Origin of the sequence: Rhizobium sp. CIAT894, from assembly GCF_000172795.2 — a bacterium.
In the GTDB taxonomy this organism is placed as follows: domain Bacteria; phylum Pseudomonadota; class Alphaproteobacteria; order Rhizobiales; family Rhizobiaceae; genus Rhizobium.
In genome coordinates, this window is the sequence record NZ_CP020948.1 from 20,413 (window position 1) to 41,545 (window position 21,133).

At 61.2% G+C, this 21,133-nt stretch carries 17 protein-coding genes and 2 pseudogenes; 15 read left to right on the forward strand and 4 right to left on the reverse strand.

Translation table 11 applies throughout. The annotated features are described in order from the left end of the window. Positions 1-9 precede the first annotated feature (9 nt). Entirely contained in the window at positions 10-615 is a 606-nt protein-coding gene (locus RHEC894_RS21775) for a TetR/AcrR family transcriptional regulator (protein ID WP_085739104.1), read from the forward strand. An 89-nt stretch (positions 616-704) separates the two neighbouring features. On the opposite strand, the pseudogene RHEC894_RS33445 reads toward RHEC894_RS21775, so the two are convergent. Both RHEC894_RS33445 and RHEC894_RS21780 read right to left on the reverse strand, forming a co-directional pair. After that, positions 705-892, reverse strand: a pseudogene (locus tag RHEC894_RS33445) (IS110 family transposase); the annotation flags it as partial. Positions 893-1,003: 111 nt separating this feature from the next. Further along, the gene (locus RHEC894_RS21780) at positions 1,004-1,894 is read right to left on the reverse strand and encodes a LysR substrate-binding domain-containing protein (protein ID WP_164517705.1); all 891 of its coding nucleotides are present in this window, start codon (positions 1,892-1,894) and stop codon (positions 1,004-1,006) included. A 404-nt stretch (positions 1,895-2,298) separates the two neighbouring features. Here RHEC894_RS21780 and RHEC894_RS21785 point away from each other — a divergent pair, with 404 nt between their 5' ends. Further along, positions 2,299-3,477 carry an MFS transporter gene (locus RHEC894_RS21785; protein WP_085739106.1) on the forward strand — a complete coding sequence of 393 codons (1,179 nt, stop codon included), beginning with the start codon at positions 2,299-2,301 and terminating at the stop codon, positions 3,475-3,477. A gap of 111 nt (positions 3,478-3,588) precedes the next feature. Then, positions 3,589-3,767: pseudogene (locus tag RHEC894_RS21790) on the forward strand (GNAT family N-acetyltransferase); the annotation flags it as partial. Positions 3,768-3,795: 28 nt separating this feature from the next. Here RHEC894_RS21790 and RHEC894_RS21795 read toward each other — a convergent pair. Then, positions 3,796-4,725 carry a LysR family transcriptional regulator gene (locus RHEC894_RS21795; protein ID WP_085739107.1) on the reverse strand — a complete coding sequence of 310 codons (930 nt, stop codon included), beginning with the start codon at positions 4,723-4,725 and terminating at the stop codon, positions 3,796-3,798. 72 nt (positions 4,726-4,797) lie between these two features. Between RHEC894_RS21795 and RHEC894_RS21800 the strand changes: the two genes are divergently transcribed. From RHEC894_RS21800 to glpK, 12 genes are all read left to right on the forward strand, one after another. Next, the gene (locus RHEC894_RS21800) at positions 4,798-5,715 is read left to right on the forward strand and encodes a DMT family transporter (protein ID WP_206427933.1); all 918 of its coding nucleotides are present in this window, start codon (positions 4,798-4,800) and stop codon (positions 5,713-5,715) included. 210 nt (positions 5,716-5,925) lie between these two features. After that, a complete protein-coding gene (locus RHEC894_RS21805; RefSeq protein ID WP_085739109.1) occupies positions 5,926-9,453 on the forward strand; it encodes an adenylate/guanylate cyclase domain-containing protein in 3,528 nt (1,175 codons plus the stop codon). A 40-nt stretch (positions 9,454-9,493) separates the two neighbouring features. After that, positions 9,494-9,754 (forward strand): DUF4242 domain-containing protein, encoded by a 261-nt coding sequence (locus RHEC894_RS21810; protein WP_003595804.1) that lies wholly within the window; start codon positions 9,494-9,496, stop codon positions 9,752-9,754. A 218-nt stretch (positions 9,755-9,972) separates the two neighbouring features. Further along, positions 9,973-10,746 carry a DeoR/GlpR family DNA-binding transcription regulator gene (locus RHEC894_RS21815; RefSeq protein ID WP_004673604.1) on the forward strand — a complete coding sequence of 258 codons (774 nt, stop codon included), beginning with the start codon at positions 9,973-9,975 and terminating at the stop codon, positions 10,744-10,746. 110 nt (positions 10,747-10,856) lie between these two features. Beyond that, positions 10,857-12,371: a glycerol-3-phosphate dehydrogenase gene (gene glpD, locus RHEC894_RS21820; RefSeq protein ID WP_085739110.1), complete on the forward strand. Its 1,515-nt coding sequence runs from the start codon at positions 10,857-10,859 to the stop codon at positions 12,369-12,371. A gap of 43 nt (positions 12,372-12,414) precedes the next feature. After that, a complete protein-coding gene (locus RHEC894_RS21825; RefSeq protein WP_085739111.1) occupies positions 12,415-13,491 on the forward strand; it encodes an ABC transporter ATP-binding protein in 1,077 nt (358 codons plus the stop codon). A 9-nt stretch (positions 13,492-13,500) separates the two neighbouring features. Beyond that, complete coding sequence (locus RHEC894_RS21830; protein ID WP_085739112.1) at positions 13,501-14,571, forward strand: ABC transporter ATP-binding protein; 1,071 nt, start codon at positions 13,501-13,503, stop codon at positions 14,569-14,571. A gap of 2 nt (positions 14,572-14,573) precedes the next feature. After that, positions 14,574-15,440 carry a sugar ABC transporter permease gene (locus RHEC894_RS21835; RefSeq protein ID WP_085739113.1) on the forward strand — a complete coding sequence of 289 codons (867 nt, stop codon included), beginning with the start codon at positions 14,574-14,576 and terminating at the stop codon, positions 15,438-15,440. A gap of 1 nt (position 15,441) precedes the next feature. After that, positions 15,442-16,353: a carbohydrate ABC transporter permease gene (locus RHEC894_RS21840; protein WP_085739114.1), complete on the forward strand. Its 912-nt coding sequence runs from the start codon at positions 15,442-15,444 to the stop codon at positions 16,351-16,353. Further along, positions 16,353-16,649 (forward strand): DUF2160 domain-containing protein, encoded by a 297-nt coding sequence (locus tag RHEC894_RS21845; RefSeq protein ID WP_064837492.1) that lies wholly within the window; start codon positions 16,353-16,355, stop codon positions 16,647-16,649. Before RHEC894_RS21840 ends, RHEC894_RS21845 begins: the two co-directional genes overlap by 1 nt. Before the next feature lie 81 nt (positions 16,650-16,730). Continuing rightward, entirely contained in the window at positions 16,731-18,455 is a 1,725-nt protein-coding gene (locus tag RHEC894_RS21850; protein WP_085739115.1) for an ABC transporter substrate-binding protein, read from the forward strand. 150 nt (positions 18,456-18,605) lie between these two features. Next, a complete protein-coding gene (gene glpK, locus RHEC894_RS21855) occupies positions 18,606-20,108 on the forward strand; it encodes a glycerol kinase GlpK (RefSeq protein ID WP_085739116.1) in 1,503 nt (500 codons plus the stop codon). A gap of 22 nt (positions 20,109-20,130) precedes the next feature. Here the strand turns inward: glpK and RHEC894_RS21860 are convergent, their stop codons facing one another. Further along, positions 20,131-21,132: an ABC transporter permease gene (locus RHEC894_RS21860; RefSeq protein WP_085739117.1), complete on the reverse strand. Its 1,002-nt coding sequence runs from the start codon at positions 21,130-21,132 to the stop codon at positions 20,131-20,133. Position 21,133: the final 1 nt, after the last annotated feature.

The window sequence follows — 21,133 nt, forward strand, 5'->3', positions numbered from 1 at the left end:
GGTCTAGTTATGGATATTCAATCCGCGACGCGTACGCGTCTCATTTCCGAAGGCTTGCGACAGTTGCTCGCGCATGGATACGAAGGCGTCGGGATCGGACCGATCTTGAAGGCTGTCGATGTCCCGAAGGGATCGTTCTACTACTTCTTCCGGAGCAAAGACGATTTCGTGGTCGCGATCATCGAGGCATATGAGGCCAAGTACAGCAGGATCAGGAAGGCGCTGTTCTCGGACACGTCGCGCCGCCCGCTGGCCCGTCTTGACGCTTATTTTGAAATGCTCGAACAGGAGTTGGTAAAAGAAGCACCCTATGCAGGGTGCCTCTATGGGGTGCTCGCTCAAACGGCGGCAGGACGCAGCGCCTTCGTATTTGATGCGCTGGCCACCTCATTCGATCGCTGGGAACGGAGCATCGTAGAACTACTGTCCATTGCCCAACAGGAAGGCGACCTCGCGAAGGGGGAGGACATAGCCGATCTCGCCGCATGCATCGTCGAGGCCTACGAAGGAGCGCTTATCCGAGTGAAGGCGACGGACGACATGTCAGCGTTTACCCGCTTCCGGAACAAAGGCCTCAAGAGGCTAACCCTGCGGGCGGCGTCGAGTGCCTGCTAGCGCGCTTCCTTCCCCAACCAGTCTCGGCTCCCGGATTCAGACCAGGATATACCACCCCATCCCCGGCGATCAGCAGGTGGGCGGGCAGGGGCATTGATAAGCTGTGTTCGCTGACGGACGAACAGGCCCTGCGTCCGGAAAACCCCGAAGCAGGCCTGCCGGCGTTCAGTCTTCGGAACAACGAACCGCATCGACGGACGAGTGGCGGCTTCGAGATCAAACGAACTTCATGGCCGAGATTCCCGATCTCACCTACCCAGCAATGCGCGGTGGCACAGCGCAGAGAGCAGCGCGGCGAGGATGGTTTCGCGGGGGCCTTTTCTTGGGTTCAACCTGTTGGAAGACGATCACGCTGTGGGAGTGCGCCGGGATAAACCGTGAGCGGTCGTCAGATGCCCTTGGCCTCAGTTGCGATCCACCCGATAAAGGCCTCAACCTCGCCCCTTTCGATTGCGCTGCGCGTCGTCACCGCGTCATAGCCGACGTCGGTGCGAAGGCTTTGCGGCACTGCACGGACAAGCAGCCCCACCGAAACAAGATCAGCAAGAACCGGTCCACTTCCAAGTACGACCCCCTGACCGGCGATCGCAGCCTGGACCGCCAGATTGTAATCGCTGAATCGCAAGCCGCTGGAAGGCTTGACGCCTGATGCTCCGATCTGCTCCAGCCATCGTGTCCAGTCCATCCAAGTCCGCGTGGCGGTCGCCCAGCCGAGGGCAGAGGTCTCCCAATGGATGAACCGGCAACGCGCAAGATCGGTGGGCCCGTCCAGCCCTTCCGCGATCTGAGGACTGCAGAACGCGCACAATTCCTCATCGAATAGCCGGTGGGTGACAACCGTGTCATCCGGCCTTGCTCCAAAGCGGATGGCGATATCCGCATCGCCCCGAGCCAGATCGACCAGGTGGGCCGAGGAGTCGATCAGCACATCCACGTCGGGCTCGCGAAGGCGGAACCGCTCCAGCCGCGGCACCAGCCAGGCGGTGGCAAAGGACGGCTCGACCGAAACGACAAGCCGCCGGCGCCCTCCCTCGGCGCGCATGCGCCGGACAGCCCCGACCAGATGATCGAAGCCGGTTGTCAGTTCGTCTCGGCCCGCCGCTCCGGCGGTCGTCAGCCGCAGCCCGCGCCCGGCGCGTTCGATCAGGGACAGACCGAGTGTCTCCTCCAGCTTGCGCACCAGCTGCTTCACGGCTGCTGGAGTGACGTGCAGCTCCACTGCCGCCCGAGCAAAACTCAGATGTCGGGCAGTCGCCTCGAAGGCGCGCAGGGCATTCATTGACGGCAACCAATCAGACATGAAGTCAGATTATCTAACCTTTTTCGACGAATCAAATGCTTTGCATAAAGCCGGTAGATCCACAATCCTACAGGAAATCTTATGTCTGACCTGAAGGCATCCTGATGAGTGACTCCGTCCGTTTTGATCCAAACGACACCGTTCGCGTTGGCGCACGCCGATTTGAACCGTCGCCCTTCCGACACCTGTGGGAGACACCCGAAACCCTCATGGGCGTCTATGCCGGACGGTTCTATGCCAAGCATATCGGCGAAAATGTCGAGTCCTGCTGAAGCGACGCGGGATGGTCACCTCATTCTCGACGGTGTCGAAATCGTCGCGTCCGCCGACCTGTATCGCGGACGAAGTGTACCAACGTCCGTAAGATCCTCGACGAGTTCCCAATGACCTTTGTAGCCTCCGACCGCGCCGCCGCAACCCACATTTATCACCGCTCCCGCGGTCCCGAACAGTGGGGGACCCGAGCCATGTACCTGGCGGTAGGCCTCGCGATGGCGGCCTGGGCGCCGCTCGTACCGTTCGCGAAGGCGCGAACTGCCATCAACGACGGAACCCTAGGCCTCGTCCTTCTCTGCCTCGGGCTCGGCTCCCTCGTCGTGATGCCGCTCACCGGACTTCTGGCGAACCGCTTCGGATGTCGGGCAGTACTCTTCGCATCCTCGCTCGCCGTCGCGCTCATCCTACCAATGCTAGCACTTTCGAACGACGCGGTGACGCTGGCGATCTCGCTGGCGATCTTCGGCGCGAGCCTCGGCACTCTCGACGTTGCGACCAATATCCAGGCGGTGATGGTCGAGAAGGACAGCGGCCGCAACATGATGTCAGGCTTCTACGGGATCTTCAGCCTTGGCGGTATCCTCGGGGCGGGCGGTGTCAGCCTTCTCATGCATTCGGGCTTCGAACCACTGCATGCGACCCTTGTCGTCAGCGGGGCTGTGGTTGTCCTCGCGCTCGCGTCGCGCCGGGTTCTCCTCTCTTACGGCAATCGTGAAGCGGAGGGCGCGCCGCTCTTCGTTGCGCCTAATGGGATCGTCATCGTTATCGGTCTCTTGTGCTTCATTTTGTTCCTCGCCGAAGGCGCAATCCTAGATTGGAGTGCGCTCTTCATGATCGAGGCACATGGCCTCGATCCCGCCGTCGCCGGCTTCGGATATGCGACTTTCGCAATCGCGATGACCGTAGGCCGTTTGACTGGCGACGGGATCGTGAAGGCCTTTGGGGGTACCTGGATTCTCGTGGTCGGTAGTCTCGTCAGCGCTGCGGGGTTCGTCCTTGCCGTCTTCGCGCCGATGCGGCTCCTCGCCTTGGCCGGCTTCCTCCTTGTCGGCCTCGGCGCATCCAACATCGTGCCAGTCCTCTACACCGCTGCGGGAGCTCAGAGCCGCATGCCAGCAAGCCTTGCGATCGCAAGTGTCACGACCATTGGCTATACCGGCATTCTCATGGGCCCGGCCGCGATCGGCGGCGTTGCGCAGATCTCCAACCTCGGCACGGCGCTGCTCCTGATCGCTGCGGCACTCGCCTTCGTCGCGGTAGCCGGGCCTCGAACGTTGCGTCGGTGAGCGCGCGGGTGTGAAACGCCAGCTTCATTCGTGAGGTGCTTGAAAACCGACGGTGCGATTTCCATCCCATTCGAGCCGGAAGAGCTTTAAAGGGAATGGCGAAGACGTAGTTACAAGCCCGATGCGGCGGCCCGGATCTTGTCTTTCATCAGAACCGGGCGCGAGGAGCGGCGTCCGGCTACATCTGGTCCGTCTATGTCGCCGACGCCTTCCGCCGGCGCGGCCTCGCATCGGCGCTGACCAGCACGGCTGTCGACTATCTTAAATCAATCGGCTGCACGGCTGCCGTTTCCGGCGGAGTAACGAAGGGTTTTCTGCTTACGTTTTCGCCCGGCCGGGTGCGATAAAGGCGGCGATCGTCGCCTTGTCATGGCCGGCCTCGTGCAGGAAGCGGCTGGCAAATTCGATGGCAGGACTTCTGAGCGCGTCGTCCGGCCGGATCAGGTGAAAGGCCACGTGATAGTCGAGCGTCCGCTCAGACACGGCGACGACGCGCCCGGCGGCCAGTGCGGCATCCGAGAGCGGTGGGCGGGCAAGCGCAATGCCGAGCCCTTGCGCACAGGCATCGATCACCAGATTGTAGTCCTCGAAGCGGCGATCGTGGCCGCGCGGCGTGTAGTCGACGCCTTCACGGGCAAGCCAGCGGCGCCAGCCTTCGATATTGGAATCGTGCAGGATCGGCAGGTCGAGCAGTGAAAGAGCGTCGGAGCGCTGGCCGAGCCGGTCTGCCAGCGCCGGGGCGGCGATCGGAAAGGATTTCTCCTGCCACAGCGGCAGGGCGCGCACGCCGGCCCACGGCCCTTTGCCGCAGCGGATGGCAAGATCGGTACCTTCGCCGAAATCTGCCAGCCGGTGTTCGAGCGTCAGTTCGACATGCAACTCGTTTCCTTCGAGCTTCGGCAGACGCTGAAACAGCCATAACGAGGCGACGGAGGGCGTCACCGACAGGCGCACCACCGCCTTGTTGCGGCGAGGCAGCCAGCGCTCGCCGCTATTGCCGAGCAGCGAAAGCGCTTCCTCCGCCCGTGCGAAAAACCGCATGCCCTCCGGCGTCAGGCGCACGCCTCTGGCTTCGCGGGCAAACAGGCGCACCCCCATCCAGCGCTCGAGCCGCGAGACCTGACGCGACACCGCGCCATGGGTAATGCCGCTTTCCTCGGCCGCAGCGGAAAACGAGCCGAGCCGGGCGGCGCGAGCAAAGGTCTCGAGAGTATCGAGTGGCGGCAGAACCGGCGAGCTGTGAACCATAGGCACATTTGATCATCGATTGCGATGCTTTTCAAGCACGCATCGTCGGCTTAATCCTTGGTCAAAGCACAAATGGAGGTGACAATGAGTATGGCGGCAAGCGCATCGGTTTCGGCGAAGGAACAGGGCAGGTTCGATCTGGTCGCCTTTGCGGCGATCGTCGTCACCATTCTCTTCTGGGCGTCTTCCTTCGTGGTAATCCGCATCTGTCTCGGGCCGCTGACACCGATCGAGCTGGCGACGGCGCGTTATGTGGCAGCCGGCGCCATCGCCCTGGTCTACCTCGTCATCTACCGGCCGATGCCGGAAAAGCGTGATGTCTTCCGCCTCTCCGTCGCCGCCGTGCTGTTCATTGCCGCCTATGCGGTGCTGTTGAACACCGGCGAGCAGACTGTCTCGGCAGGACCGGCGAGCTTCATCATCAACACCATGCCGGTCTTTACCGCCCTCATCGCCACCTTCGCGCTCGGCGAGCGCTTCGGCCGCTGGGGCTGGGTGGGAACTGCGGTTTCCTTCGGTGGCGTGGCGCTGATTGCGGTCGCCTCCGACGACGGCTTCAAGCTCGATCCGAATGCCGTCATGATCCTTGGTGCGGCGCTCTGCTCGGCGATCGCCAGCGTGCTGCAGAAGCCGCTGCTCGGGCGGCTGCCCGCGCTTGCCGTCACCGCCTGGATCCTGCTGATCGGTTCCGTGCCGCTGTTTCCGGCCGTTCCGGCGACAATCCATGCGCTGGCGGCCGCACCGGCCGACGTGAATTGGGGCGTTGCCTATCTCGTTATCTTCCCCACGGCGATCGGCTATCTCACCTGGGCGATCGCGCTGAAGCGGCTGTCAGCTGCGCGCGCTTCGAATTTTCTCTATGGCGTTCCGCCGGTCGCCACGCTGATCGGGTTCGTCTGGCTCGGCGAGACGCCGACAGTACTGGGCGCGGTCGGCGGCGTCATGGCAATCCTCGGCGTGCTCGTCGTCAATGTGATGCGGAAGCGATAGACGCAATTCTTCTGGACCTAGAGCATGATGCCGAAAAGCGTGAGCGGTTTTCGGGCGTGTCTTTGATGAGGTCACGGCGTTTATGAGGTCACGGCGTTTATATGTCGACCTCCTCGACCCCCGCCAAAACGAACAGCTCCTGCGTCACAGCGTGGTACGATGCCGGCGTTCGTGGTATTTTTCGAGCACGGTGGAGCGGGATCAACGTCGATGCAGACGATTGAGGATTGGCTAGGTCAACTCGGACTCGGCAAGTACGCCGACGCCTTCGCCGAGAATGACGTCGATCTGAGAGCGCTCCCTCATCTTGCCGAATCCGATCTCCAGGAGCTCGGTGTCTCGCTGGGGCACCGGAAGATTCTTCTCGCTGCTATAAACCGGCTTGCGCATCAGGATCCGGACGAACAGCCTCCTGGTTCGGCTGGTACCGAGGCTGGATCGGAAGCCGGGGCTGACCGGCGGCTGCTCAGCGTGCTCTTCTGCGACCTGGTCGGGTCGACAGCGCTGTCCGCGCAGCTCGACCCGGAAGACATGCACGAGTTGACACGCCATTATCAGGATAGCGTCGCCGGCGCAGTCACGCGCTTCGGAGGCTATGTCGCCAAATATCTCGGAGATGGCGTGCTGGCCTATTTCGGATGGCCGATGGCCTATGAGGACCATGCCGAGCGTTCAATCCGGGCCGGCCTTGAGGCGATGGCCGCCGTCGACGCCCTGCAGTCGCCCGATGCACAGCGATTGAAGGCTCGCATCGGCATTGCATCCGGACGCGTGGTCGTTGGCAACGCCGATGGCAGCGCCAAGGAGCGTGCGTCGATCGCGGGCGACACTCCCAATCTGGCCGCACGCCTGCAGGCCGCGGCCGCCCCAGGTCAGATCGTGATCTCCGACAGCACCCGCCGCCTCGCCGGGCAGTCGTTCGAAATCGAGAGCCTTGGCGCGCAGGAGCTCAAAGGCTTCACCTCGCCCATTGCGTTGTTCGAAGTCCGCGGTGAGCGAGAAGTGGATAGTCGTTTCGAAGCTGCGCATGCGAGCGGACTTTCGAAATTTGTCGGCCGTGTTAGCGAGATCGGCCTGCTGCTCGACCGGTGGGAGTTGGCCAAGGCCGGGCAAGGCCAGGCGGTCTTCCTGTCGGGGGAGGCTGGCATCGGAAAATCGCGCCTTATCGAGGCTTTCGAAGAACATCTGCAAGAGTCACAGCATGAACTCATCCGATTGCAGTGTTCACCCTATCACCTTACATCGGCCTTTTACCCGATCGTCGAGCGACTGAGCCGGGTCGCGTCGTTTGCGCCGGCAGACGACCGGAACACGCGCGTCGAAAAGTTTCGCGCCCTTGTTCGCCGCTACGGCGAAAATCCCTCCGAAGTTGGTGCCATCTATGCCGAACTGCTTTCGCTCGACGTCGGCGACGAGTTCAGGCCGCCGGATCTCTCCGCCCACCAGCGCAAGGAGCTTCTCGTCCGTACATTGGTGAACCGTTTGCTGCTGGCGGCCAGAATCGCACCGGTGCTCATGGTTTTCGAAGACGCGCACTGGATGGACCCGTCCACCAGCGAAGTGCTGAGAGAACTCGTCAGCCGCCTTCACGGCGCTGCCGCCCTTGTCGTTGTGACCCACCGCCCGGAATGGAGCGCGAACTGGGCAAGCGGACTGGCGCAGGCGACGACACTCTCCGTTGGGCGCCTGACCAGGCCGCAGATGCGCGAGCTGATCGAATCCATGGCTTCCGACATTCCCGAACAGCTCGCCGAAAGAATTGCAGAGCGAACAGACGGAGTGCCGCTGTTTGCCGAGGAGTTGACCCGCTCGGTCGTGGAAAGCGGCAAACCATCTGGCCTCGACGCAGAAATCCCGGACAGTCTGCAGGGCTCCCTGATGACACGTCTTGATCGTTTAGCGACGACGGCCAAGGAGGTTGCGCAAATTGCCGCGGTCATAGGCAGGGAATTCGATCGCGGCCTTCTTTCGAAGATCGCAGGCCTCGACGATCAAGCGCTCGAGAAAGCGCTGCACCAGCTCGAGTCCAGCCAGATCGTCGTCGAAGGCGGCGTCTTGCACGATGCTCTCGTTTTTCGACACGCGCTCATCCAGGATGCGGCCTATCAATCGCTCCTCAACCGGCGCCGGCGCCATTTCCACGAGAGGATCGCCAGGGCTCTCGTCGAACAGTATGACGATGTCGCCGCCACGCAGCCCGAGCTCATCGCCCAGCACTACGAGAAAGCGCAACGGATTGAGTTCGCTCTTCCCTACTGGGTGAAGGCCGGAGAACGCGCCCTGGCACGATCAGCCAACTACGAGGCGGTCGACCATTTCCAGAACGCATTGGCAATCGCAGAGCAGTTGCCTGAAGGACCTGAGCGGCAAAGTGAGTTGCTCACCGCGATCCTAAAACTCGGCGACGCCCTGTTCGCCGCGGGTCGCATGACGGATTCGCTGGCGAAATACAGACTGGCCGCCCCATTGGCGCGCAAAGCGGCCGACACGCAAGCCTTTGTTCGCGCGGTGATCGGTCTTGACGGCTCCAAATTCGTTTCCTCGAATTCGCTCATCGAAACGGTGCCGCTTCTCGAAGAAGCCCTCGAGATGGTTGAACCAGCGGACCAGAGTTCACGGTGCCAGCTTCTCAGCCGCCTTGCGCGGGCATATACCTACCTGAGCGACAGCAAGAACGCCGCAAAATGCCATGACGAAGGTATCGAGCTGGCCCGACGGGTCGGCGATAAGACTGCGCTTGTGGAGCTCTCCGCACTGCCATTCCTGACGCCGGCACCGGTCAAGTCCGTTATGGAGAGAAACGACCGGATCGCTCGCCTGGATGAAATACGACGCCTCGCAGGTGAGATCGATGACGACGATGTGCAAAGCCGAGCACTTTCAGTTGAAGCCTATGTCTCCACGGAGCTCGGCGATCGCGCCCGTGCCGATCGGGCGGTTGACGCGTTGGATGAAATTGGTACCAAGCGGCAGCATCTCCATGTCCAGTTCTACGCCCGCATCGCAAGAGCGATGATGGCCATCCTCGATGGAAGGTTCGCCGCCGCGGAGGAGCTTGCTGAAGACGCGCTGAAGCTGGGCATGCGGACCCTTGGCGCTGCGCCTGAGGGCGTTTACGGCATGCAGATGTTCGCGATCCGACGGGAGCAGAGCCGCCTTTCGGAGGTCGCGCCGGTCATGAAACTGTTGATTGAGGAAAACCCGGAGGAAACCACCTGGCTGCCGGGTTTCGCGTTGGTTGCCTTTGACTTGGGCTATCGGGATGCGGCCCAACGAAGGTTGAGCGAACTTGCCCACGCCCGCTTCGCCCTTCCGCTTGACGGAAAACGGAGCGCGTCCCTCTCGTTTCTGACGGAAGTCGCCGCCGGTCTCGGCGACGCGGATGCTGCCCAAATCCTCTATAAGCTTATGCTGGACTACAAGGAGATGACCGTCACGATAGGGATGGCGACCGTTTGCTTCGGCGCGGCAAGCCGCTATCTGGGAGTGTTGGCAGCGGCTTTGGGTGAATTTGACAGAGCGTCGGAGCACTTTGAGCACGCGCTCGAGTTGAACGCGGCGATCGGCTCGCGGCCGTGGCTCGCGCACACGCAGGCAGAGTATGCGGACTTGCTAATGAAAAAAGGTAGCCCGGCCGCGATAAAGAGAGCAATGTTGCTATCCGAGAATGCCCGGACAACCGCGGCCGAACTGGGAATGGTCCGGCTGCAACAGCGACTGAAATCGACGATTCATTAGAACCAACAATTCGCTGCTTTGGTGGGAAGAAGGTCTCCTCATGCCACGCTACATCATCGAAAGAAACTTTGCAGAACAACTCGATCTATCGAAAGAGGGGGTCGAGCAGATCAACCTGATCAACGACCAGGAAGGAGTGAAGTGGATTTTTTCGTTCCTCAGCGCGGACAGAAAAAAGACTTACTGCCTTTACGAGGCGCCGAGTACGGAAGCCATTCTCGCCGCGGCCCGAAGGAACAATGTCCCCGCGGATGTGATCATCGAGGTCAGCGAGGAAATCGGTCCCAATATGTTTGCTTAGCGCTCCTCCGCCAAGCATCGGCGTAGGCGCTGCCGCGAAGGCTGCCGGAACGAACTGTTCGCCGGTCGACATCCGACTTGTCTCCTTTCAGAGGCTGCAGGTTTAGAATTTCGGATGGTCAGTCTGAAATTAGACGGAAGGCGAGATCAGATAACAGATAGGCATTGCGCAGGCGTTCGCTTTCTTTAAAACGAAAGCAGATCGAAAGGTGCGTGCGCATGTTCTTGACCGACCGGCAAACTGAAATCGTGGCGATAGCGAAATCGAGCGGCAGGGTCCTGGTCGAAGAACTCGCTTCCCGCTTTTCGGTGACGCCGCAGACGATCCGTAAGGACTTGAACGATCTCTGCGATGCGCAGGTGCTGACGCGCATCCATGGCGGCGCCACATTCCCGAGCGGCACCGAGAACGTCAAATATGAGGCACGCCGCCAGATCGCTGCTTCGGAGAAACAGGCGATCGGCATGGCTGCGGTCGAGCTGATCCCCAGCGGGGCCTCGCTCTTCATCAATATCGGAACGACGACCGAGGCGGTGGGCGAAGCACTGGCCAACCATCACGAATTGATGGTGATCACCAATAATATCAACGTCGCCAACCGGTTGCGGCTATTTCCGGCAATCGAGGTGGTGATCGCCGGCGGAGTCGTGCGCGGTTCAGACGGCGGCATCGTCGGCGAAGCGGCGGTCGATTTCATCCGTCAATTCAAGGTCGATTATGCCGTTATCGGCGCTTCGGCGATTGATATCGATGGCGCGCTTCTCGACTATGACTTTCGCGAGGTGAAGGTCGCACAGGCGATCATCGCCAATGCCCGCCACGTCATTCTCGTTGCCGATTCCACGAAGTTCGAACGCACCGCGCCGGTCCGGATCGGTCAGCTCTCCCAGGTTCACACCTTCATCACCGACCACTGTCCGGTGCCGTCGATCCGCAATCTCTGCCTGGAAAACAATGTGAAGCTGATCGAAACAAACAGCAGATCGCGATAACGCGTCAACATTCGTTTGACATTCGTATTCCTTTCGTTTTAACTGATGTCACTTTCGCAATCGCGCAAATTTTGTGCGATGCGAAATCAGCAGCAGGCTCGGAGGGGCAATTGGGCCGGGAGATATACGACATTTTCGTCATTGGCGGCGGCATCAACGGCTGCGGCATCGCGCGTGATGCTGTCGGGCGCGGCTATTCCGTCGCGCTGGCGGAGATGAACGATTTCGCCTCCGGCACCTCGTCGGGCGCCACCAAGCTGATCCATGGCGGCCTGCGTTATCTCGAGCATTACGAGTTCCGCCTGGTGCGTGAATCGCTGATGGAGCGCGAGATCCTCTGGGCGATGGCGCCGCACATCATCTGGCCGCTGCGTTTCGTGCTGCCCTATCACAAGGGCGGTATCCGCCCGGCCTGGCTGATCCGGCTCGGCCTCTTCCTCTACGACCATCTCGGCGGCCGCAAGCTGCTGCCGGCGACATCAGTGCTCGACATGCGCCGGGATCCGGCCGGCAAGCCGCTGAAGGCGTTGTTTGCCAAGGCCTTCGAATATTCCGACGGCTGGGTCGACGACGCCCGCATGGTGGTACTGAATGCCCGCGACGCCGCCGACAAGGGAGCGACCATCATGCCGCGCACCAAAGTGGTGTCGGCAAGGCGCCAGAATGGCCTGTGGCATATCGAGACGACCGATACGGTCACTGGCCGCAATGACAGCCATCAGGCCCGCATGCTGGTCAATGCCGCCGGCCCCTGGGTCGACCACGTCATCCGCGCTGCTTTCGGCCAGAACGAGGCTCGCCATGTGCGCCTCGTTCAAGGTAGCCATATCGTCGTCAGGAAGAAGTTCGACGATCCCAGGGCCTATTTCTTCCAAAATCCCGACAACCGCATCATCTTCGCCATCCCCTATGAGGGTGAATTCACCCTGATCGGCACCACCGATCGCGATTATACGGCCGATCCCAAGGATGTCCGGATCTCCGAGGAGGAGACCGTCTATCTCTGCAATGCGGCGTCGGAATATTTCAAGGAGCCGGTGAGGCCCGAGGATATCGTCTGGACCTATTCGGCGGTCCGGCCGCTTTTTGACGACGGCGCCTCGAAGGCGCAGGAGGCAACGCGTGATTACGTGCTGAAACTGGAAGGCGAAGGTGAGGCGGCGCCGCTGCTCAATGTCTTCGGCGGCAAGCTCACCACCTATCGCCGGCTTTCCGAACATGCGCTGGAAAAGATCGGCGCTGCGATCGGCGTCAAGGGCGCGCCGTGGACAGCAAAGAGCCATCTGCCGGGCGGCGATTTTCCGGTCAAGGGTTATGAGGCCGAGGTCGCCAAGCTGAAACGGCGCTATTCGTTCCTGGCAGATCCGCATGCCCGTAGGCTGGTGCGCCGCTATGGCACGAAGGCCGAGGTGCTGCTTGGCGACGCCCGCGGGATCGACGATCTTGGACGGCTGTTCGGCGGCGATCTTTACGAGGCGGAAGTCAAATATCTCGTCGAACATGAATGGGCCCGGCACGGCGAAGACGTGCTGTGGAGGAGAACAAAGGATGGTCTGCGCCTTTCCAAGGAGCAGGCTCAGTCACTGGAGGAGTACATGGCTGCCAGACCGGCAATGGCCGGATAGAGGCGGCGTGTGGTCCCCGCTGCGTGGAGGCAGGGGAATCGGAATGCTGGAACTGCGAAACGCCGCCAAGATGGTGGGCGCGGACTATCATATCTATCCGACCGATCTGGTCCTCGAGCGCGGCACGCTGAACGTCCTGCTCGGGCCGACACTGTCTGGCAAAACATCGCTGATGCGGCTGATGGCCGGGCTCGACCGTCCCACCGGCGGCTCCGTTCATTTCAACGGCGTCGATGTCACCGGCATGCCGGTGCAGAAGCGCAACGTCGCCATGGTCTATCAGCAGTTCATCAACTATCCGGCGCTGACCGTCTACGAAAACATCGCCTCGCCGATGCGCATCTCGGGCAAGGATGCCGCGACGATCGACCGCGAGGTGCGCAAGGCTGCCGAGCTTCTGAAGCTCACGCCCTATCTCGACCGCACGCCGCTCAATCTGTCCGGCGGCCAGCAGCAGCGTACGGCACTTGCCCGCGCCCTCGTCAAGAATGCGAGCCTGGTGCTGATGGACGAGCCGCTCGCCAATCTCGATTACAAGCTGCGTGAGGAACTGCGGCAGGAATTGCCGCGCATCTTCGCTCAGTCCGGCGCGATCTTCGTCTATGCCACGACGGAACCCTCCGAAGCCTTGTTGCTGGGTGGCAATACGGCAGCGCTCAACGAGGGCCGGGTCACGCAGTTCGGCCCGACGATCGAGGTCTATCGCAATCCTCTCGATCTGACGACGGCGAAAACCTTTGCCGACCCGCCGCTGAATTTTATTGATCTGGTCAAATCGGCAGGCAATTTCCTGCGCGATGGCGCTGTGATTTTTGCCGTGCCGCCGCATCTTCAGAACGTGCCGGATGGGCCGGCAACGATCGCGTTTCACCCGCATCACCTTGCACCAACCGCCCAGACGGCTGATTCGGCGCGGCTGACAGCACGGACACAGATTTCGGAGATCACCGGGTCGGAGAGTTTCGTGCACCTGCAATTTGCCGACACCCGCTGGGTGATGCTCGCGCACGGCATCCACAATATCGAGCCGGACACGGACCTCTCCGTTTTCATCGATACGCGCCACCTGATGGCGTTCGGCGCGGACGGCCGGGCGATCACCGCCGGGCAGAGGGGCTAGGAGAAGATCATGGCACGCATCACCCTCGATCATATTCGCCATGCCTATGGGCCGAACCCGAAGAGCGAGAAGGACTACGCTCTCAAGGAAGTGCACCACGAGTGGAACGATGGCGGCGCCTATGCGCTGCTCGGACCTTCAGGCTGCGGAAAGACCTCGTTGCTCAATATCATTTCCGGCCTTATCCAGCCGTCCGAAGGGCGAATTCTTTTCGACGGGCAGGATGTGACGAACCTGCCGACGCAGCAGCGGAATATCGCGCAGGTCTTCCAGTTTCCGGTCATCTACGACACGATGACCGTCTATGACAATCTGGCTTTCCCGTTGCGCAACCGCGGAGTGGCGGAGCCAGATGTTGATCGTCGCGTCCGCGAAATATTGGAGATGATCGACCTTGCAGACTGGGCCAAGCGTCGCGCGCGCGGGTTGACGGCAGACCAAAAGCAGAAGATTTCGCTCGGTCGCGGCCTCGTGCGCTCGGATGTGAACGCGATTCTCTTCGACGAGCCGCTCACTGTTATCGATCCGCATATGAAATGGGTGCTGCGATCGCAGCTGAAGCGACTGCATAAGCAGTTTGGTTTTACGATGGTCTATGTCACGCATGACCAGACGGAGGCGCTGACCTTCGCCGACAAGGTCGTGGTGATGTACGATGGCGAGATCGTGCAGATCGGCACGCCGGCCGAACTTTTCGAGCGTCCAAGCCATACTTTCGTCGGCTACTTCATCGGTTCTCCGGGCATGAACTTCATGCCGGCCAAGGTGGAAGGCCGCACGGTTCGGGTCGGCGAGCACGCGCTGACGCTCGACTATGCGCCAAAGACTTCGGCAGCGGCCAAGGTAGAGCTTGGAATCCGGCCCGAGTTTATCCGGGTCGGCCGCGAGGGCATGCCTGTGACGGTCAGCAAGGTGGAAGATATCGGCCGGCAGAAGATCGTCCGCGCGCAATTTGCCGGCCAGCCGATCGCGATCGTCGTCCCTGAGGACGGGGACATTCCGGCTGACCCCCGGGTGACCTTCGAGTCGTCGGGTATCAGTATCTATGCCGACTCTTGGCGCGCCGGACCGGAGGCTTGATCATGGAAAAAACCTGGAACAACAAAGCGTGGTTTCTGGTCCTGCCGGTCCTCGTGCTGGTGGCGTTCTCGGCCGTCATTCCCTTGATGACGGTTGTGAACTATTCCGTTCAGGACACTTTCGGAAACAACCAGTTCTTCTGGAACGGAACGGACTGGTTTACCCAAGTCCTGCATTCCGACCGTTTCTGGGCCGCCCTGCAGCGAAACCTGATTTTTTCGTTGATCATTCTCGCTCTTGAGATCCCGCTCGGTATCTTCATTGCGCTCAACATGCCGAAATCGGGCATCGGCGTGCCGGTGTGCCTGGTTCTGATGGCGCTGCCGCTGCTCGTCCCGTGGAACGTTGTCGGCACGATCTGGCAGGTGTTCGGCCGCAACGACATCGGTTTGTTCGGCTATTACATCAATGCCATCGGTATCGATTACAACTATGTGCAGGATCCGCTCGACGCCTGGGTGACGATCATCATCATGGATGTCTGGCACTGGACGAGCCTGGTCGTCCTGCTCTGCTATGCCGGCCTCGTTTCCATTCCGGATGCTTTCTATCAGGCGGCCAAGATCGACGGTGCCTCCCGTTGGGCCGTATTCCGCTATATCCAACTGCCAAAGATGAAGCGCGTTCTTCTGATCGCCGTGCTGCTGCGTTTCATGGATAGTTTCATGATCTACACCGAGCCGTTCGTCGTCACGGGTGGCGGCCCGGGCAACTCGACCACGTTCCTGTCGATCGATCTGGTCAAGACCGCGCTCGGACAGTTTGACCTCGGTCCGGCCGCCGCCATGTCGCTGATCTATTTCCTCATCATCCTGCTGCTTTCGTGGGTGTTCTACACCGTCATGACAAGCCACGACGCGGAGAATTGAAATGAGCGTCTCCAACGAAACGACAGCGAGCCGAAAGATTTCAGGCGCTACCAGTGTCGCAAGCGGTCTCTCCTCCGACGAAGTCAGCCGTCTGATGCGCCGGCGCGGCGAGGAATCGCGCTGGTGGTGGCTGGTTCCGACGATCTATATCATCGTGCTGCTGCTGCCGATCTATTGGCTCGTCAACATGAGCTTCAAGACCAATGCGGAAATCGTCAATTCTCTGACGCTTTATCCTCATAACCCGACGATCGCCAATTACGTGACGATCTTCACGGAGAAGGCGTGGTATTCCGGCTACATCAATTCGATCACCTATGTCGTGATCAACATGGTGATCTCGGTGGCAGCCGCACTGCCGGCCGCCTATGCCTTCTCCCGTTATCGGTTCCTGGGCGACAAGCACCTTTTCTTCTGGCTGCTGACGAACCGGATGGCGCCGCCGGCCGTTTTTGCCCTGCCGTTCTTCCAGCTCTACTCGGCCTTCGGACTGATCGATACGCACATTGCCGTGGCATTGGCGCATTGCCTCTTCAACGTGCCGCTGGCGGTCTGGATCCTTGAAGGCTTCATGTCGGGCGTGCCGAAGGAAATCGACGAAACGGCCTATATCGACGGTTACTCGTTTCCGCGGTTTTTCCTGAAGATCTTCACGCCGCTGATTGCGAGCGGCATAGGTGTCGCCTGCTTCTTCTGCTTCATGTTCTCCTGGGTCGAGTTGCTGATCGCGCGAACCCTGACGACGACCGACGCGAAGCCGATCGCTGCCACCATGACCCGCACCGTCTCTGCATCCGGCATGGATTGGGGATTGCTGGCCGCCGCGGGTGTTCTGACCCTGATTCCGGGGGCGTTGGTGATCTGGTTTGTGCGCAATTACATCGCCAAGGGCTTCGCCCTGGGGAGGGTTTGATGAGCTTTTCGCTTCCCGATTTTTCATGGATGGCATGGACCTGGCCGACCGCCGCTTTCTTCATCGTCATCATATTGCTGCTGATCGGCATGGGGGTCTGGGAGTATGCCGCCCCGGGCGGTAACCCGCGGATTGGAATCCTGCGCTTCGAGACGACGCGCGGTGACCGGCTTTTCCTTTCGCTGCTCGGCAGCGCCTTTATCCATCTTGCCTGGCTTGGTCTCGCGGGATCAAGCCTCTGGTGGGCTCTCGCCCTCTCCGTTGTCTACGCCGTCGGCGTATTTCGTTACGTGTGAGGCAAACTGATGCAGATGGCCGGGGGTATTTCTGGCCGCCTGAGACATGAAGACTGCAATCGCAAACCCTGGGAGGATATTATGCGAAGGCATTTATTGACGACGACAGCAGCGGTACTGCTGGCCATGACCGGGTCGGCCTATGCCGGCATGGACGAGGCAAAGACTTTCCTGGATAAAGAGATCGGCGACGTGTCGACGCTCTCTCGCGCCGACCAGGAAAAGGAGATGCAATGGTTCGTCGATGCTGCGAAGCCCTTCGCCGGCATGGAGATCAAGGTTGTTTCGGAAACCTTGACCACCCACAAGTATGAGTCCGAGGTTCTGGCTCCGGCCTTCACTGCGATCACCGGCATCAAGGTCACGCACGACGTCATTCAGGAAGGTGACGTTGTCGAGAAGATCCAGACACAGATGCAGACCGGGCAGAACCTGTATGACGGCTGGGTCAACGACTCCGACCTGATCGGTACCCACTGGCGCTATCAGCAGGTGCGCAACCTGACCGACTGGATGGCTGGCGAAGGCAAGGACGTTACCAACCCCGGCCTCGATATCGACGACTTCATCGGCACCAAGTTCACGACGGCGCCGGACAAGAAGCTCTACCAGCTTCCCGACCAGCAGTTCGCCAACCTCTACTGGTTCCGCTACGACTGGTTCAACGACGAGAAGAACAAGGCCGATTTCAAGGCGAAATACGGCTACGATCTCGGCGTTCCGGTCAACTGGTCGGCCTATGAGGACATTGCCGAATTCTTCACCGGCCGTGACGTCAACGGCAAGAAGGTCTTCGGCCATATGGACTACGGCAAGAAGGACCCGTCGCTCGGCTGGCGCTTCACCGACGCCTGGCTGTCGATGGCCGGCAACGGCGACAAGGGTCTGCCGAACGGTCTTCCGGTCGACGAATGGGGCATCAAGGTCGACGAGAAGTCGCGTCCGGTCGGTTCGTGCGTCGCGCGCGGCGGTGACACCAACGGCCCGGCATCGGTCTATTCGATCCAGAAGTACCTCGATTGGTTGAAGGCTTACGCGCCGCCGGAAGCTCAGGGCATGACCTTCTCGGAATCCGGTCCGGTTCCGGCACAGGGTAACGTCGCGCAGCAGATCTTCTGGTACACGGCGTTTACCGCAGACATGGTCAAGCCTGGCCTGCCTGTCATGAACGAGGACGGCACGCCGAAATGGCGTATGGCGCCGAGCCCGCATGGCGTTTACTGGAAAGACGGCATGAAGCTCGGTTATCAGGACGTCGGTTCCTGGACGCTGATGAAATCGACCCCGACGGACCGTGCGAAAGCCGCGTGGCTCTATGCACAGTTCGTGACCTCCAAGACGGTCGACGTGAAGAAGAGCCAGCTCGGTCTCACCTTCATCCGCGAATCCACCATTCGCGACAAGAGCTTTACGGAGCGTGCTCCGAAGCTCGGCGGTCTGATCGAGTTCTATCGTTCGCCGGCCCGCGTTCAGTGGTCGCCGACCGGCACCAACGTTCCCGACTATCCGAAGCTGGCTCAGCTTTGGTGGCAGGCTATCGGTGACGCCGCTGCCGGCGCCAAGACGCCGCAGGAAGCCATGGATTCTCTTTGCGGCGAGCAGGAGAAGGTCATGGGCCGTATCGAGAAATCGGGCGTTCAGGGCGATATCGGCCCGAAACTGGCCGAAGAGCATGATCTCGCCTATTGGAACGCGGATGCGGTGAAGAAGGGCAACCTTGCGCCGCAGCTGAAGATCGAGAACGAGAAGGAAAAGCCGGTCACCATCAACTACGACGAACTCGTCAAGAGCTGGCAGTCGAAGTAAGGCGGACCTCGGCCGGAGGCGACGAGGCTTCCGGCCATCACATCTAGCCACCGGCAGCAAGCCGGTGGCACCCACAATCTTTATCTCCTGAAACATCGGCGCCTGCCCTTCCCGGCAGGCGGAGCGGTTTCGTGCGAGCCGGAGACGGATATGAGCGGCTATATTCTTTCGATCGACCAGGGCACGACGTCTTCGCGCGCAATCATCTTCGATGGCGGCATGAAAATGGCCGGTTCGGCGCAGGCGGAGATCACCCAATATTATCCGCAGCCCGGATGGGTGGAGCACGACGCGGCCGAAATCTGGCGATCCGTGGTCGACACCGCGCGCAAGGCGATCGCCGATGCCGGTCTTGATGCTGCCGCCATCACCGCGATCGGCATCACCAACCAGCGCGAGACGGCGGTCGTCTGGGATCGTCGGTCCGGGACGCCGCTATACCGGGCGATCGTCTGGCAGGACAGGCGCACGGCCGAAATGTGCGAAAGCCTGAAGGCCGACGGATATGAGAAACTGTTCAGCGCCAAAACAGGCCTGCTACTCGATCCCTATTTCTCCGGAACCAAGCTGCGCTGGCTGCTCGACAATGTCGCCGGGCTGCGGGAGAAGGCAGAGGCGGGCGAGGTCTGCTTCGGCACGATCGACAGCTGGCTGATCTACAAGCTGACGGGCGGCCGCGTACACGCCACCGATGCGACCAATGCCTCGCGAACGCTGCTCTATAATATCGATGACGGCGCCTGGGACGAAGAGCTTCTCGGCATTCTCGGCATCCCGGCCGCGCTGCTGCCCGAAGTGAAGGAATGCGCCGATGATTTCGGCCGCGCCGACAAGGCGCTGTTCGGTACCGAGCTTCCGATCCTCGGGGTCGCCGGCGATCAGCAGGCGGCCGCCATGGGCAATGCCTGCTTCGAGCCCGGCATGATGAAGTCAACCTACGGCACCGGCTGCTTTGCTTTGTTGAACACCGGCAGGGACCGGGTGTCCTCCTCCAACCGGATGCTGACAACCATCGCCTGCCGCCTCGATGGCGAGACGACCTATGCGCTCGAAGGCTCGATCTTCATCGCCGGCGCGGCCGTGCAATGGCTGCGCGACGGACTCGGCATCATCGATCAGGCATCGGAGGCGGGCGTGCTCGCGGCCAAGGCCGATCCCGGACAGCAAGTCTATATCGTCCCGGCCTTCACCGGCCTCGGCGCCCCCTATTGGGATCCGGCCGCGCGCGGCGCGATCTTCGGCCTGACGCGCAACAGCGGGCCGGCGGAATTCGCCCGCGCCGTGCTCGAATCCGTCGCCTATCAGACGCTCGATCTGCTGGTGGCGATGAAGAAGGACTGGGGTGTCAACCAGCTGGAAACCGTGCTGCGCGTCGATGGCGGCATGGCGGCTTCGGACTGGACGATGCAGTGCCTGGCCGACATGACGGGAAATCCGGTCGACCGCTCGGCGATCCGTGAGACGACGGCGTTGGGGGCCGCCTGGCTTGCCGGCTCCAAAGCCGGCATCTGGCCCGGCAAGCGGGAGTTTGCGCAGGCCTGGGCCTGCGACCGCCGCTTCAGCCCGTCGATGGAGGAGACCGAGCGGCAGGCCAAAATCATCGGCTGGAAGAATGCCGTCTCGCGGATGATTTCGGACGCCTCAATAGGTTGATCCGTCCGGAGACGGTGTCCCTTTATGTAGCCCCGGCGGTCTTCCTGTTGATGAAGCTCAGCGCCAGCACGGCGAAGATCAGCGTTCCCGTACCCACCTGCTGCCAATAGAAGTTCAGATCGGTCAGCAGCAGCCCGTTGGCGACGATGCTGAGCAGCAGTGCGCCGAGAACGGTCCCGCCGACATTCGGCCGCCCAAGCGGGCTGAGCGTCGTGCCGATGAAGGTCGCGCCGATGGCGTTCAGCAGGAAGGCATTGCCTGAGGAGGGGATGTAGGTGGTGACTGTGGCGGTCAGGATCAGGCCGGCGATCGCCGCGATCAACCCGACCAGGATGAAGGTCACCGCGACATGGGCAGGTGCTGCGATGCCGGAATAGCGCACGACGCCCGGCTGGATGCCGATCGACAGGATGACGCGGCCGAAACGCGTGCGGGCAAAGACAACGGCAGCGGCCGCGATGACGACGATGGCAACGGCTAGCGGCGCCGGAAAGCCGGCGATCGTACCGTGGCCGAGGAAACGGAAGGCTTCCGGCACGCCGTTCGGCGGCAGATAGACCGGATTGCCGCCATTGGTCAGCAGTTGCTGAACGCTGCGGCCGATGAACAGGGTGCCGAGCGTGGCGAGGAACGGCGACACGCCGATCCCTGAGATCAGCAGCGCGTTGAAGGCGCCGACGAACGCGCCGGCCGCCAATCCCGCAAATGCGGCGATTGCCACCGGCTGTCCGGCGAGAACGAGCGAGACGAAGGCGAAGCTGGCGAAATCCATCGCCGTTCCGACGGACAGATCGATGCCGCCCGACGCCACGGCGAAGGTCATGGCGATCGAGACGATGGCGAGCAGCGTGAAATTGTTGACCAGGATGCTCTGCAGGTTGGCAAGCGTCAGGAATGTCGGCGTTATCAAGGAAAAGGCGGCGAATACCGCAATCAGGGCGAGGATCAGCCCATAGCGCACCAGACCGCCGGCGATGAGGCGCGGCAAGTCGGTGGCGGGGGAAGGGGAGGTTTGCAGCGACATG

What these genes read in the sequence shown, in the direction of transcription:
- RHEC894_RS21775 (WP_085739104.1), top strand. Translation starts at nt 10, where the DNA reads ATGGATATTCAATCCGCGACGCGTACGCGTCTCATTTCCGAAGGCTTG.
- RHEC894_RS21780 (WP_164517705.1), bottom strand. Translation starts at nt 1,894, where the DNA reads ATGAATGCCCTGCGCGCCTTCGAGGCGACTGCCCGACATCTGAGTTTT.
- RHEC894_RS21785 (WP_085739106.1), top strand. Translation starts at nt 2,299, where the DNA reads ATGACCTTTGTAGCCTCCGACCGCGCCGCCGCAACCCACATTTATCAC.
- RHEC894_RS21795 (WP_085739107.1), bottom strand. Translation starts at nt 4,725, where the DNA reads ATGGTTCACAGCTCGCCGGTTCTGCCGCCACTCGATACTCTCGAGACC.
- RHEC894_RS21800 (WP_206427933.1), top strand. Translation starts at nt 4,798, where the DNA reads ATGGAGGTGACAATGAGTATGGCGGCAAGCGCATCGGTTTCGGCGAAG.
- RHEC894_RS21805 (WP_085739109.1), top strand. Translation starts at nt 5,926, where the DNA reads ATGCAGACGATTGAGGATTGGCTAGGTCAACTCGGACTCGGCAAGTAC.
- RHEC894_RS21810 (WP_003595804.1), top strand. Translation starts at nt 9,494, where the DNA reads ATGCCACGCTACATCATCGAAAGAAACTTTGCAGAACAACTCGATCTA.
- RHEC894_RS21815 (WP_004673604.1), top strand. Translation starts at nt 9,973, where the DNA reads ATGTTCTTGACCGACCGGCAAACTGAAATCGTGGCGATAGCGAAATCG.
- RHEC894_RS21825 (WP_085739111.1), top strand. Translation starts at nt 12,415, where the DNA reads ATGCTGGAACTGCGAAACGCCGCCAAGATGGTGGGCGCGGACTATCAT.
- RHEC894_RS21830 (WP_085739112.1), top strand. Translation starts at nt 13,501, where the DNA reads ATGGCACGCATCACCCTCGATCATATTCGCCATGCCTATGGGCCGAAC.
- RHEC894_RS21835 (WP_085739113.1), top strand. Translation starts at nt 14,574, where the DNA reads ATGGAAAAAACCTGGAACAACAAAGCGTGGTTTCTGGTCCTGCCGGTC.
- RHEC894_RS21840 (WP_085739114.1), top strand. Translation starts at nt 15,442, where the DNA reads ATGAGCGTCTCCAACGAAACGACAGCGAGCCGAAAGATTTCAGGCGCT.
- RHEC894_RS21845 (WP_064837492.1), top strand. Translation starts at nt 16,353, where the DNA reads ATGAGCTTTTCGCTTCCCGATTTTTCATGGATGGCATGGACCTGGCCG.
- RHEC894_RS21850 (WP_085739115.1), top strand. Translation starts at nt 16,731, where the DNA reads ATGCGAAGGCATTTATTGACGACGACAGCAGCGGTACTGCTGGCCATG.
- glpK (WP_085739116.1), top strand. Translation starts at nt 18,606, where the DNA reads ATGAGCGGCTATATTCTTTCGATCGACCAGGGCACGACGTCTTCGCGC.
- RHEC894_RS21860 (WP_085739117.1), bottom strand. Translation starts at nt 21,132, where the DNA reads ATGTCGCTGCAAACCTCCCCTTCCCCCGCCACCGACTTGCCGCGCCTC.